The organism is Streptomyces flavofungini (assembly GCF_030388665.1).
Lineage (GTDB): Bacteria > Actinomycetota > Actinomycetes > Streptomycetales > Streptomycetaceae > Streptomyces > Streptomyces flavofungini_A.
Genome location: NZ_CP128846.1, coordinates 6,119,167 through 6,132,625 on the forward strand (window position 1 = coordinate 6,119,167; position 13,459 = coordinate 6,132,625).

12 protein-coding genes are annotated in these 13,459 nt (G+C 71.6%); 10 read left to right on the top strand and 2 right to left on the bottom strand.

The features are described from left to right. Positions 1 to 43: 43 nt before the first annotated feature. Positions 44 to 2,617: an aminopeptidase N gene (gene pepN / locus QUY26_RS25985; RefSeq protein ID WP_289950714.1), complete on the bottom strand. Its 2,574-nt coding sequence runs from the start codon at positions 2,615 to 2,617 to the stop codon at positions 44 to 46. Between the two features lie 199 nt (positions 2,618 to 2,816). Here pepN and QUY26_RS25990 point away from each other — a divergent pair, with 199 nt between their 5' ends. The 5 genes from QUY26_RS25990 to QUY26_RS26010 all read left to right on the top strand — a co-directional run bounded on the left by QUY26_RS25990 (position 2,817) and on the right by QUY26_RS26010 (position 7,985). After that, positions 2,817 to 3,857 carry an ABC transporter substrate-binding protein gene (locus QUY26_RS25990; protein WP_289950716.1) on the top strand — a complete coding sequence of 347 codons (1,041 nt, stop codon included), beginning with the start codon at positions 2,817 to 2,819 and terminating at the stop codon, positions 3,855 to 3,857. Positions 3,858 to 3,887: 30 nt separating this feature from the next. Further along, positions 3,888 to 4,868, top strand: a complete 981-nt coding sequence (locus QUY26_RS25995) for an ABC transporter permease (RefSeq protein ID WP_289950718.1) — start codon at positions 3,888 to 3,890, stop codon at positions 4,866 to 4,868. After that, a complete protein-coding gene (locus tag QUY26_RS26000) occupies positions 4,865 to 5,767 on the top strand; it encodes an ABC transporter permease (protein WP_289950719.1) in 903 nt (300 codons plus the stop codon). The genes QUY26_RS25995 and QUY26_RS26000 overlap by 4 nt, the downstream gene beginning before the upstream one ends. A gap of 131 nt (positions 5,768 to 5,898) precedes the next feature. Next, positions 5,899 to 6,693 (top strand): ABC transporter ATP-binding protein, encoded by a 795-nt coding sequence (locus QUY26_RS26005; RefSeq protein ID WP_289950722.1) that lies wholly within the window; start codon positions 5,899 to 5,901, stop codon positions 6,691 to 6,693. A 5-nt stretch (positions 6,694 to 6,698) separates the two neighbouring features. Next, on the top strand, positions 6,699 to 7,985 hold the full coding sequence (locus QUY26_RS26010; RefSeq protein ID WP_289956033.1) for a flavin-dependent oxidoreductase: 1,287 nt from the start codon (positions 6,699 to 6,701) through the stop codon (positions 7,983 to 7,985). A 131-nt stretch (positions 7,986 to 8,116) separates the two neighbouring features. Here QUY26_RS26010 and QUY26_RS26015 read toward each other — a convergent pair whose 3' ends face one another. Further along, positions 8,117 to 8,305 carry a DUF397 domain-containing protein gene (locus tag QUY26_RS26015; RefSeq protein WP_289950725.1) on the bottom strand — a complete coding sequence of 63 codons (189 nt, stop codon included), beginning with the start codon at positions 8,303 to 8,305 and terminating at the stop codon, positions 8,117 to 8,119. Positions 8,306 to 8,504: 199 nt separating this feature from the next. On the opposite strand from QUY26_RS26015, the gene QUY26_RS26025 reads away from it, so the two are divergent. From QUY26_RS26025 to QUY26_RS26045, 5 genes are all read left to right on the top strand, one after another. Further along, complete coding sequence (locus QUY26_RS26025; RefSeq protein ID WP_289950726.1) at positions 8,505 to 8,915, top strand: ATP-binding protein; 411 nt, start codon at positions 8,505 to 8,507, stop codon at positions 8,913 to 8,915. Positions 8,916 to 8,947: 32 nt separating this feature from the next. Continuing rightward, entirely contained in the window at positions 8,948 to 9,862 is a 915-nt protein-coding gene (locus QUY26_RS26030; protein ID WP_289950727.1) for a hypothetical protein, read from the top strand. Between the two features lie 194 nt (positions 9,863 to 10,056). Then, positions 10,057 to 10,425 carry a hypothetical protein gene (locus QUY26_RS26035; protein ID WP_289950728.1) on the top strand — a complete coding sequence of 123 codons (369 nt, stop codon included), beginning with the start codon at positions 10,057 to 10,059 and terminating at the stop codon, positions 10,423 to 10,425. Further along, on the top strand, positions 10,422 to 10,865 hold the full coding sequence (locus QUY26_RS26040; protein WP_289950729.1) for a hypothetical protein: 444 nt from the start codon (positions 10,422 to 10,424) through the stop codon (positions 10,863 to 10,865). The genes QUY26_RS26035 and QUY26_RS26040 overlap by 4 nt, the downstream gene beginning before the upstream one ends. 284 nt (positions 10,866 to 11,149) lie before the next feature. Then, on the top strand, positions 11,150 to 13,306 hold the full coding sequence (locus tag QUY26_RS26045) for a glycosyltransferase family 4 protein (RefSeq protein ID WP_289950730.1): 2,157 nt from the start codon (positions 11,150 to 11,152) through the stop codon (positions 13,304 to 13,306). The last annotated feature ends 153 nt before the right edge of the window (positions 13,307 to 13,459 follow it).

Here is a 13,459-nt window from a genome sequence, read left to right on the forward strand (position 1 = left end):
GCGACCAGCCCGCCCCCGGCGTCCGTGAACCGCCCGGCCAGGGCTACGCGTCGGCGGCCTGCGCGCGCAGCGCCCGTTCGACGCCCGCACGGGACTCCGTGATCAGCCGGTGCAGCGCCGCCGTGGGCTCCGCGGAGGCGATCCACGCGTCCGTCGCGTCCAGCGTCTCCTGGGACACCTGGACGGCCGGGTACAGGCCGACCACGACCTGCTGGGCCATCTCGTGGGAGCGGGACTCCCAGACGGTCTTCACGGCGTCGAAGTACTTCTGGGTGTAGGGCGCGAGCAACTCCCGCTGCTCGGTCTGGACGAAGCCGGAGATCACCGCCTCCTGCACGGCGTTGGGCAGCTTGTCGGACTCGACGACGGACGCCCACGCCTCGGCCTTGGCGGCGGCGGTCGGCCGCGCGGCCCGCGCAGCGGCGGCGTGCCGCTCACCCGCGGCGGTCTTGTCGCGCTCGAACTCCGCGGCGATCCCCGCCTCGTCGAGCCGCCCGGTCGCGGCGAGCCGCGCCACGAACGCCCACCGCAGCTCGGTGTCGACGGCCAGGCCCTCGATGGACTCCGAGCCGTCGAGCAGGCCCTCCAGGAGCGCCAGGTCGGACTCCGTGCGGGCGGTCGCCGCGAACGCGCGCGCCCACGCCAGCTGGTGGTCCCCGCCGGGCTCGGCCGCCCGCAGGTGCTCCAGGGTCGCCTCGGTCCACCGCGTGAGCGCGGCCTCGCGGCCCGCCGGGGCGGCGTACAGGTCGAGCGCCAGCTTCACCTGCCGGTGCAGCGACTGCACGACGCCGATGTCGGACTCCTTGCCGATGCCGGACAGGACGAGGGAGAGGTAGTCGCGCGTCGGCAGCTCCGCGTCGCGCGTCATGTCCCACGCCGAGGCCCAGCACAGCGCCCGCGGCAGCGAGGCCTCGAAGTCGCCCAGGTGCTCGGTGACGAAGGCCAGGGAGTCGGCGTCGAGCCGGACCTTGGCGTACGACAGGTCGTCGTCGTTGAGCAGGATCACGTCCGGCCGGGCCCGGCCCACCAGGGCCTCCACCGCCGTCAGCTCGCCGTCCACGTCCAGCTCGACGCGGTCGGTGCGCACCAGCTTGCCGGAGCCGCCCGCCGAGTCGTCCAGGTCGTACAGGCCGATCGCGATGCGGTGCGGGCGCAGCGTCGGCTCGCCCTTGGCGCCCTCGGGCAGCGCCGGGGCCTCCTGCTTGATGGCGAAGGAGGTGATGTTCCCGGCGGAGTCGACGTCCACGACGGGGCGCAGCACGTTGATGCCGGCCGTCTCCAGCCACTTCTTCGACCAGGTCTTCAGGTCGCGCCCGCTGGTCTCCTCCAGGGCGCCGAGCAGGTCGCTCAGGCGCGTGTTGCCGAACGCGTGCTGCTTGAAGTACGCCTGCACGCCGCTGAAGAACTCGTCCATGCCGACGTAGGCGACGAGCTGCTTGAGCACGCTCGCGCCCTTGGCGTACGTGATGCCGTCGAAGTTGACGAGCACGTCGTCCAGGTCACGGATGTCCGCCATGATCGGGTGCGTGGACGGCAGCTGGTCCTGCCGGTACGCCCAGGTCTTCATGGAGTTCGCGAACGTGGTCCAGGAGTGCGGCCATTTCGACCCGGGCGCGTACGCCTGGCAGGCCGCCTCGGCGAACGTCGCGAACGACTCGTTCAGCCACAGGTCGTTCCACCACTCCATGGTCACGAGGTCGCCGAACCACATGTGCGCCAGCTCGTGCAGGATCGTCGCGGCCCGCACCTCGTACGCCGCGTCCGTCACCTTGGAGCGGAACACGTACTGGTCGCGGATCGTCACCGCGCCCGCGTTCTCCATCGCGCCCGCGTTGAACTCCGGCACGAACAACTGGTCGTACTTGGCGAAGGGGTAGGCGTAGTCGAACTTCTCCTGGAACCAGTCGAAGCCCTGCCGGGTGACGTCGAAGATCGCGTCCGCGTCCAGGAACTCGGCGAGCGAGGGGCGGCAGTAGATGCCGAGCGGGACCGACTGCCCGTCCTTCTCGTACACGCTGTGCACCGAGTGGTACGGACCGGCGATGAGCGCCGTGACGTACGTGGACAGGCGGGGCGTCGGCGCGAACGTCCAGACGTCGTCCTTGGGCTCCGGCGTCGGCGAGTTCGAGATGACACTCCAGCCGGAGGGTGCCTTCACGGTGAACTGGAAGGTGGCCTTCAGGTCGGGCTGCTCGAAGGAGGCGAACACGCGGCGCGCGTCCGGGACCTCGAACTGGGTGTACAGGTAGGCCTGCTGGTCGACCGGGTCGACGAAGCGGTGCAGGCCCTCGCCGGTGTTGGTGTATTCGCAGTCCGCGACGACCTTCAGCTCGTTCGCGCCCTGCGGCAGGTGCCGCAGCGCGATGCGGGAGTCCCGGAAGACCGCGCCGATCTCGAGCGCGTGCCCGTTCAGGACGACCTCGTGGACGGCCGGGGCGATCAGATCGATGAAGGTCTCGGCGTTCGCCTCGGAGCAGTCGAAACGCACCGTGGTCACCGACCGGTACGTCCCGCCCTCCTGCGCTCCGGAGAGGTCGAGATCGATCTCGTACGAGTCAACGGTGAGCAGCTTCGCGCGCTGCTGCGCCTCTTCGCGGGTCAGATTGGTGCCGGGCACGCGGTCATCTCCTCGGTACGACTTGCGAACTTTCTGCGATGTTTCCCGCCATCCTTCCATGTGCGGTCGCCGCCCGCTCCGGGCCATTGTTCTCAGGTCGCGCGGCCGTTAGCATCCGCGCGTCGGCTCAGGTCAAGGAGCGGCCCGAAGCGGGCTGAAGCGGGCCGAAGCGGGCTCGGACAGTCGGGAGCAGATGCGTATGGCAAGGGGTGCACGCGGTGCGCAAGGGCCGCGCGGGCCGCGGCGGTCACGGAGCAGGGCACGGTTACGCGGCGCGCCCGCTCTCACCCTGCTCCTGCTGGCCGCCACCGCGGGCTGCGGCTCGTCCGGCGGCTCGGGCGACTCCGGCGGCGCCGACGGCAAGGGCCCGGAGAAGGGGCGGATCACCGTCGGCACCATGCCGGTCGCCGACACCGCGCCCCTGGAGATGGCCCAGCGCAAGGGCTTCTTCAAGGCGGAGGGGCTGACCGTGCGCACCTCCACGCTCAGCGGCGGCGCCGAGTCCGTCAGCCGGCTGCGCGCGGGCGCCCTCGACATCTCCTTCGGCAACTACGTCTCGTACTTCCTCGCGCACGCCAACAGGGCCATCGACGTCCGCATCGTCTCCGACGCCTTCCAGTCCGCGCCCCGCACGCACGCGGTCCTGGTCCCCAAGGACTCGCCGGTCAAGTCCCTGAAGGACCTCCAGGACAAGAAGATCGGCGTCAACACCAAGCGGAACATCAGCGCCCTGCTCGTCAAGAAGGCCGGCAAGGCGGAGGGCGCCGCCTTCGACGACGACAAGAACTTCGCCGAGGTCGACATGCCGAACATGGAGACCGCCCTGAAGTCCGGCAGCGTCGACGCCGTGCAGGCCGTCGAGCCGTTCGTCTCCGCGATCGAGCGGTCCGGCTCCGGCCGGGTCGTCGCCGACCTCGGCAAGCCGCCGACCGGGGGCTTCCCCATCGCCGGGTACGCGACCACGGCGTCCTTCGCCGAGGACAACCCGAAGACGGTCGCCGCCTTCCAGCGGGCCATGGCCCGCGCCCAGCGCCAGGCCGCCAACCGTTCGGCCGTCGTCGACACGCTCCCGGAGTACACGAAGATCACCGCCGACCAGGCCGCCCAGCTGAACCTCGGCGGCTACCCCGCGGCACTCGACCCGGCCCGCCTCGGCCGGGTGGTCACCCTGATGAGGGAATTCGGCTACCTGAAGCGGGACCTCGACGTGGCACCGCTGCTCGTGCGCGCGGGGCCATGAGGGTGGCGACGGGGTGAGGCGGGCGATGCGATGAAGGGGGACGCGCGCTCCGGACCGGGCCTCGGCCCGGGATTCGGGGCGCGCGCTCGCATACGAGCCGGTGCGCGCTCCGGGGGCCTTGTCGAGCGCAGGTCGGTGCGGGTCCTGCTGGGGGCGCTCGGCCTCTGCGGCGCCTTCCTGGTCGTCGAACTCGTCGCCCGCAGCGGGGTGTTCGACGACCAGGCCCTGCCGCCCGCCTCCGCCGTCCTCGCCCGCGCCGCCGAGATGGCCGTCGACGACGGCTTCCTCGACGACCTCCGCACCACCGTCTCCGCCTGGCTCGGCGGCCTCGCCCTCGCCGTCGCCCTCGCCGTGCCCGCCGGGCTCCTGCTCGGCTCGCTGCCCCGGCTGCGCGCCGCCGCCCTCGCCGTCGTCGAGCTGGCCCGCCCCATCCCCTCCGTCGCCCTCATCCCCCTCGCGATCCTCGTCTTCGTCGAGCCCGACCGGGTGGAGCGGTCCCTCGTCTGCTACGCCGCGCTGTGGCCCGTCCTCCTCAACACCCTGTACGGGCTCCGCGACGTCGACCCCGTGGCCAAGGAGACCCTGCGGTCCTTCGGGTTCGGGCCGCTCGCCGTGATGTGGCGGGTGTCGCTGCCGAGCGCGGGGCCCTTCGTCGTCACGGGGGTGCGGATCGCGGCGTCCGTGGGCCTGATCGTGGCCGTCAGCGCGGAGTTGCGGGCGGGCGGGGACGGCGGGCTCGGCGTCTACCTGCTCGACTCGCAGTCCGGGGGCGGGCGGCCCGATCTGATGGTGGCGGGGGCGTGTTGGGCGGGGGTGCTGGGGGTCGCGGCCAACGCGGGGCTTGTGGGGGTGGGCAGGCTGTTGTTTCCCCACAGTGTTCGATCCGCGCGCTCCGGGCGCGGGCGTCCCTTCCCGGGGACGGGCGGCTCCGCCACCCGTCCCCCCAGGGGTGCGCCGCGCGCTCGTCCTCACACGCCGGACGGGCTCAACAGGTCCGGAGCGGGGCGATGAGCGGGGGCGGGGAGCGGCCGCGGGCGGAGGGCGCGGTGGACCCGGTGGACCCGGTGGACCCGGTGGACCCGGTGGACCCGGTGGACGCTGTCGGCGGGCGGGTCCGGCGGGCCGTCGTCGGAGTGCTCGCCCGCGGCTGGCTGCTCGTCCTCCTCGTCGTCCTCTGGGAGTCGGCCGCCCGGCGGGCCGAGGATCTGTATTTTCCGCCGCCCACGCGGATCGTCGGGACCATGCGGGAGCTGTGGTGGTCGGGGCCGCCGTCCCGGCTGTGGCTGAGTGACCTCGCGGTCGACGACTTCGTGCCGAGCCTGAGTCATCTGCTGCTCGGCTGGGCCGTCGCGGGTGCCGTCGGGGTCGCCGTGGGGGTCGGGATCGGGCTCTCCCGGGTGGCCTTCCACGTGCTCGATCCGGTGCTGCAGTTCGGGCGTGCCGTGCCGCCGCCCACGCTCATCCCGTTCTTCATGGTCGCCTTCGGGCTCGGCACGTCCATGCAACTGGCGGCCATCGTCTTCGGCGTCGTCTGGCCGGTGCTGCTCAACACCGCCGACGGCGTGCGCTCCGTGGAGCCGCTCCAGCTCGACACCGCCCGCGTGCTCGGGCTCGGCCGCCTCGCACGGCTCCGGTACGTCGTCCTGCCGGGGGCCGCGCCGAAGATCTTCGCGGGGCTGCGGGTGGCGCTCGGGTTCGCGCTGATCCTCATGGTCGTCGCCGAGCTGATGGGGTCGGGCGAGGGCATCGGGTCCCGGCTCAACGCCGCCGAGCGGGAGTTCAGGCCGGACCGGCTGTGGGCGGGGATCGTGCTGCTGGGTGCCGTCGGCTGCGTACTGAACGGACTGTTCCTGCTCGTCGAGCGAAAAGTCCTGGCCTGGCACCGGGGAGCGCGGCGGGCGGACACCTAGACCACCCGGCCCCACGGGGCGGCGGACCGGCCGCGATCCACGGGGCGCACGGGGAACGCGAGGGCCCTACGGACCCTCACCTCACTTAGACCGCAAGGCAGTTGGCAGCAGGGGTACAGGGGGAACAGGGGATGCTGGAGATCGCTGGGCTCAGTCATCGCTACGCCGACGGGCACCGAGCCGTCGAAGAGGTCGAACTGCACGTCGCGCGCGGCGAGTTGGTGAGCATCGTCGGGCCGTCCGGCTGCGGCAAGTCCACGCTCCTCCGGTGCGTGGCGGGACTGCAGCGGCCGAGCGAGGGCCGCGTCGCCGTCGACGGCCGGGACGTCGACGGCGTACCCGACGACATCGCCGTCGTCTTCCAGGACTACACCCGCTCGCTCTTCCCGTGGCTGACCGTCCGCGACAACGTCGCCCTGCCGCTGCGCCGCCGCGGCCTCGCCCGCGCCGAGCGCCGCGCCCGCGCGGAGGAAGCCCTCGCACAGGTCGGCCTCCACGGCACCGCGGGCAGATACCCGTGGCAGCTCTCCGGCGGCATGCAGCAGCGCGTCGCCATCGCCCGCGCGCTCGCCTACCGGCCCGCGCTGCTCCTGATGGACGAGCCGTTCGGCTCCGTGGACGCGCAGACCAGGGAGGACCTGGAGGACCTGCTGCTCGCGGTGCGCGGGGGCGGGGGCGGAGGATCGGGCGGGGGGACGGGCGGCGATCACGACGGCGACGGCATGACGATTCTGCTGGTCACCCACGACATCGACGAGAGCGTGTACGTCGGTGACCGCGTCGTCGTCCTCACCGGCGCCCCCGGCCGCGTCCACAGCGAACTGCGCGTCGAACTGCCCGCGCCCCGCGACCAGATCGGCACCCGCGGCCTGCCGGAGTTCGTGAAGCTGCGCGCCGAGGTCGGGCGGGCGGTGCGGCGGCCGTGAGCGCCATGAACGCCGCGAACGCCGATGTGCTCGTCGCGGGCGCGGGCATCGGTGGGCTCACGGCGGCCCTGAGCCTGCACGCGGCGGGCATCGGCGTGCGGGTCGTCGACCCCGTGCCGGTGCTGCGGCCCGTCGGCGTCGGCATCAACCTGCTGCCGCACGCCGTCCGCGAACTCACCGAGCTCGGCCTCGGCGAGCAGCTCGCCGCGACCGGCGTGGCGACCGCCGAGATGGTCCACTACGACCGGCACGGCAACCGCATCTGGGGCGAGCCGCGCGGGCACGCCCTCGGCTACCACTGGCCGCAGTACTCCATCCACCGCGGCGCCCTCCAGATGATCCTGCTCGACGCCGTGCGCGAACGCCTCGGCGAGCGGGCCGTCGTCACCGGAACCTCGTTCGTGCGGTGCGCCGAGACGGAGGGGCAGCTCCTTCGGGTCATCCTGCGGGACATGGCGCGCGGGCGTGAGCACGCCGTGCGGGTGCGGGCGCTGGTCGGGGCCGACGGGCTCTACTCGACCGTGCGCGCGCGGCTGCACCCCGGGGAGGGGCCGCCGCTGTGGAACGGCATCCGGATGTGGCGCGGCGTCACCGAGTGGGAGCCCGTGCTCGGCGGGCGCACCGTCGCCATCGCGGGCAGCAACGCGCACGCCAAGCTCGTCGTCTACCCCATCTCCGGCGAGGCCGAGCGGCGGGGGCGGGCGCTGCTCAACTGGGTCGCGGAGGTGCGCTTCCCCGTCGAGCACGGGGCCATCTCCGGGGCCGCCGACTGGAACCGCAGCGGGCGGCTCTCCGACGTCCTGCCGTACTTCGCCGGGTGGCGGATCGGGGATCTGGACGTGCCCGCGCTGTTCGCCGCGACCCGGCGCATCCTGGAGTACCCGATGGTCGACCGGGAGCCGCTGCCCCGCTGGGGGCGCGGGCCCGTCACCCTCCTCGGCGACGCCGCCCACCCGATGTACCCCGTCGGCTCCAACGGCGGCTCCCAGGCCGTCCTCGACGCCCGGGTCCTCGCGCGCAGCCTCGCCGTCAACGACCCCGACCGGGTCGCCGGGCTGCGGGCGTACGAGGAGGTGCGGCGGGAGGCCACGGCCGCGCTCGTCCTCGCCAACCGGCGCATGCCCGCCGACCGGCTCCTCCAGGTCGTCGCCGAGCGCGCGCCCGACGGGTTCGACCGGGTCGAGGACGTGCTCACCTCGGAGGAGCTGGCCGAGCTGGACGCGGCGTATCGGTGGACGACGGGCACGGATGTGGCGGAGCTGAACGGAAGGGGGAGCTGGGGGGTGGGGTAGGGCGCCCCAGGGGGCTCCGCCGGGCTCCCCTTTGCGGCCGTAGCCGGGCCACGCGTGGTGGGTGCGCTGGACTTCGTGGAGCAGCTGGAAGCCCTCGGGTGAGCGAGCGTGTTCCTTTGCGCTGAGCGCGCTCAGCCCTCGGTGGTGCGGAGGTGGTGGAGGAGGCGGGCGAGGGAGGCCGGGGTGGTGGTGAGTTGTATGGAGGGGTCGTCGCTTTCGCGGAGGTGGATGGTGCCGGGGGATGTGGCCACCTCGACGCAGTGATCGCCGTCGCTGCCGTCGGAGAAGGTGGACTTCTGCCAGTGCGTTACCTGAGCCATGCGGGGTGCCTCACAGTTCCTTCGTCATCCGGTGAATCAAGTCCCGTGACTGCGCGGGGGAGAGTGACGCTTCCTTCACCTTATGGAGCAGGGTGCGAAGCCGTTGCAGTTGAGCCTCCGCGTCGATGGGCCCCTTGTTGATGGGCGCATCCCTCCGCCGCGCATCCCCGACTCCTCACATCCCCATGGGGGTTCACCCATGCCCAACGACGCTGCCCAGCCCTGGGAGTACGTCGTCCACATCCCGCACGACCCGCGCGCGGTCACCGTGTGTCGCCACACGCTCCGAGTGGTGCTCACCCTGCATGGCCTGGCCCGTGTCACGGACATCGCCGAACTCCTGGCGACGGAGCTGGTCGCCAACGCCGTACGCCACACGAAGGGCCCCGTCGCCTTCCGCCTCCTCTGGGCCGACGGGGTGCTGCGGATCGGGACATGGGACGCGGACCCCACCCCGCCCGCACCCCCGCTGCGTCCGGCCCTGGACCTGGAGGAGCAGGGGCGCGGGCTCGACCTCGTCCGGGCGTGCGCGGACACCTGGGGCTGGCACCCGCTGCCCGGGTGCGGCGACGCCGGGAAATACGTCTGGTGCGAACTCGGTGCCGCCTAGCTCGTTGTGCACCCCGACAGAAAGGAGAACCGATGGTCGGCTCGTCACATGAGGCGCAACACCGGATCTTCCAGAAGGACACGGAGCTCATGCTCCGCAACTTCCAGCGCCTCTTCCACGTCCCGTTCCCCGAGGCGCGGGACATCGCGGTCCTGAACGCGGACCTCACGGAGATCGAACCCATCGAGCGCCGGGTGGACACCCTGTTACGGGTCGACACCGATGATGGGAGCTACCTGCTGGTCCTGGAAGCGCAGGGTAAGAAGGACGAGGCCAAGCGCAGCAGTTGGCCGTACTACCTCTCGTACTTGCACGCGAAGTACCGCTGCGAGCCGGTGCTGATCGTCATGACGCAGAGCAAGTCCACCGCCGACTGGGCGGCGCGGCGCATCACGCTCGGCGTTCCGGGCCGCCCCTCGCTCATTGTCCAGCCCTTCGTCCTCGGTCCGGAGAACGTACCGGTGGTCTCGGACGAGAAGGAGGCCGCGAGGGATGTCTCCCTCGCCGTCTTCTCGGCGATTACGCATGGTAGGGGGCGGGGTGCCGCTGCGATACTGAAACCGCTGGCGTCCGTCCTGGAGACAGTCGAACCCGAGAGCGCGGCGATGTTCGCGCAGCTCGTCGAGGCAGGCCTGGTCGATCCCCAGGCGAAGGAGATCTGGAGGGACTTGATGGCACCGGTGAACTACTTCTTCCGCCACTCCGTGGCCGAGAAGGTGCGTGAGGAAGGCCGCGAGGAAGGCCGCGAGGAAGGCCGCGAGGAAGGCCGGGCGGAGAGTGCCCGAGCCATGGTGTTGCGCATGCTGCGCTGGCGCGACATCGAGGTGCCGGAGTCGGTGCGGGAACGCGTACTGGCCTGTACAGACCTTGAGCAGCTGAACGTGTGGGCCGAGCGTGCGATGCACGTGTCCGACGCGGAGAGTCTGTTCCAGGGCGACAAGGGCTGAGCCCTCGGTCTCGGGACGGGTGGGGTTGGTGGGGTCCACGTCCGGAATCCGCCAGCCCGGGGTGGGGTGGGCAGGTCAAGGTGGGGCCATGAGTACAGCCTTCGCCCCGCGTGCCCTCGGCCCCGACACCCTCGCGCGGCTCCGCGTCACGGAACGCGGGCACCTCCGCCGCTGAGGGGTTACCCGGGTGCGCGGTGGAGGACTTCGGTCACCCGCAGGCCGACAAGATCCAGATGGAGAAGGGCATTCTCCTCAAGCACGGCGCCGGGCGCATCGTGCTGGCCGGGTGCGGTAGCCGGGACGGACTGCTGGAGGTCTGGGTCCGCGGCAAAGGCAAGGTCTGCTTGCGTGTCACCGGCAACAGCGGCTACCTGAGCCTGGAGATTCCCGCGGTCTCCGGCATCAAGGGCAACGACTACGGCACCGACGTGACGATGACCGTGGGCGACGAGGAGAAGAACGTCTCCGACGCCGCCGACGCAGGACGGGCCGTCACCGTGCGCACCACCGCCAGCGGCGCCATGACCCAACTCGCCGATATCCACCAAGGGCCCCGAACGTGACCGGCGTCCTCGAAGCCGGTGACAACTTCGGCGCGCAGGTTCCGGCTGCCAACGCCGCCCCCGGCGCGGTGTCCTCCGCCAACAACACCCTGGTGGTCATCGGTATCCCCGGCGAGGGTATTGGTACCGCCGCTGACGCCGGCTCCGTGGAGGTCTTCTCCCTGCTCGGCGCCCCCGGTGACGGCGCCGTCGTGGTCGAACCGGGCAAGGTCGGTCTCCCCGGGACCTCCGGCGCGAAGCAGAAGCCGGGTGCCAGCATGTACGCAGCGGGTGCGCACCTGTACCTGGGCCGACCCGGCGGCCCCGCACCGTACGGCTCCGTGCACACCGTGCCGTGGGGCAACATCGCCGATGCCGCCAACGGTTCCGTGGCCACGTACGAACCCGGCAAGGGCGGGCTGCCCGCAGCCGGCGCCACCTTCGGTGCTGTCATCCGCTAGCGCAGAGGCGCAGTCGCGTCAGTGGTTCACCGGCGCGTGACGGATCTGGTCCCGGAGCGTCTTCCGCGACGCTCCGAGACGAGAGGGCGAGGCGCCGTACCGGGCGCAGGACCTCGACGCTCTCGTGCGGCAAGGCCGCGAGGCGCCGACCGCACGTAATCCGTGCATGTGGCACGTAGGTAGAGTGTGCTTGGTCTAGACCTTCTCTCTCTGGTCTTGACACTCTCACGCAAGACGGACAGCGCGCCCCTCTGACCAGGGTGGCCGCGCGGGGGAAATGAGTAATGAAGATCGCGTTTCTGATCAACAACGCCTACGGCATCGGCGGCACGATCCGCTCGACGGCGAACCTCTCGCGGGCGTTCGCGGCCCGGCACGACGTCGAGGTGGTCAGCGTCCACCAGGTGAAGGACGCACCCGAGTTGCCCTTCGACGAGCGGGTGGGACTGTCCTCGCTCATCGATATGCGCGAGGACAGCTCCACCTACGAAGGCGACCACCCGCTGACCCGCCAGCCGTGCACGATGTTCCCCGACACAGGCGCCGCGGCGAACTCCGCACGGCTGCCCTACTCGGCACTTCAGGACGAACGTATCGGCCGGTGGCTGAGCGAGACGAACGCCGACGTGGTGATCGCCACGCGCCCCGACCTCAACGGCTACCTCGCCCGTGACGGTCAGGCGCGCCATCTGCGCATCGGCCAGGAACACTTGAGCCTGGACGCTCACAATCCCACCTTGCGCGGGCACCAGAACAAGGCGGTCGCCGGACTGGACGCGTTCGTGACCGTGTCCGAGGCTGACGCCGTGCAGTACCGCCGAGCCCTGCCGAACGTGGCGGCCCGGATCCTGTGCATCCCCAACAGTGTGCCCGCGCCCGCCGTCGAGCCCTCCGACCACCACTCCCAGATCATCATCGCCGCGGGCCGCCTCGCCACCGTCAAGCGGTACGACCGGCTGATCGACGCCTTCGCGAAGCTGGCCGACGCCCATCCCGCCTGGACATTGCGCCTCTACGGGCGCGGCCCCGAGCGGCCGAACCTGCGCCGCCAGATCGACGAACTCGGCCTGTACGACCGCATATCCCTCATGGGGCCGGTCTCTCCCATCGAGACCGAATGGGCCAAGGGCGCCATCGCCGCCGTCTCCTCCGACATGGAGTCCTTCGGCATGACCATCGTCGAGGCCATGCACTGCGGTGTCCCCGTCGTTTCCACCGACTGCCCCCACGGCCCCGCGGAGATCATCGACGAGACCAACGGCATGCTGGTGCCCCTGGAAGCCGGGGTGGACGGATACGCCGCGGCCCTTGACCGCCTCATGGCCGACGCGCAACTCCGCGCCCGGCTGGGCGCCACCGCCCGCGAGCGCGCCCGCGCCTACACGCCGTCGGTCATCGCCCGCCGCTACGAGGCCCTCTTCGAGGAACTGTCCGCCCCGCGCAACCGCCGCCGCCCCGCAGGCGCCCGAGGCGCGCTGTGGACCCGACTGCGATCCGCACTGCCGACAAGACTCACCCCGCGGGCCGACCCGTCCCCCGCGCCGGCACCGCGCCCCGCCACCCCGGAGCCCATCGCCCGCCCGGTCGCCTTCGCCCAGGCCACCGCCGACGGCGGCATCAGCATCCGCCTCGACGCGGCGTCCCTGCCACCCGGCCCTCTCGACTTCCTGGCCCGCCTGCGCCGCGACCCCAAGAAGCGGCACATCCGTGTCCCTCTACCCCCCGTGGCCACCACACCGGACCCGGACGACCCCCGCATCACCCTCGACCCGACCGAGCACACACTGGCCGAGGGCCGCTGGGACTGCTATGTCGTCCCTCAGCACACCGCCGACGACAAGGCACGCCTCCTCTGCGCCTTGGCGGAACAGGTCCACAGCGTCGGCCGGGCACCGAACCTCGCCGACGGCAACGTATCCGCGTGGCTCCCCTACACCACCACCGACGGATACCTCGCACTGCGCACCTGGCAGCGCCCCGCACACGCCGAAGTCACAGCCATCGCCATCGGCGACCACCACGCCACCGTCACCGCCCAGCTCTACGCGACCGATGCCCCCCGCATTCCACACACCGCCACGATCGTCGCCGTCTCACGCCAGGGAGAGCCGTACGACTTCACGCTCCCCCTCACCCAACCAGCCACCGCGCCAGGGCACTTCACCTTCACGCTGCCCTACTCCCGTGCGCTGTCCCTGCGATGCAGTGCGCACGACATATGGGACCTGCGCCTCCGCCTGGAGCACACCAGCGCTCCCATCCCTCTCGGCCGCATCGGCGGCGACATCGTCGACCGCAAGAAGACCGACGCCGTCCCGGCCGTGGACCTGAGACATGAGGCACGCGGCGAGACACGCGCCAAGCCTTTCTTCACCGTCACCAACGACTTGGCGTTGAGCCTGCGAGACACGGAAGATCAAGCCCAGAGGACCGCAACGTGACCTCCACGACGCAGAGCAAGCCCACCGCCGACTGGGCGGCGCGGCGCAGCACGCTCGGACTTCCGAGCCGATTCTCGCTCATGGCGCGGTCCTTCGTCCTCGGCCCGGAGAGCGCACCGGCGAAGCGCGGACGAGAAGGAGGTGGCGCGGGAT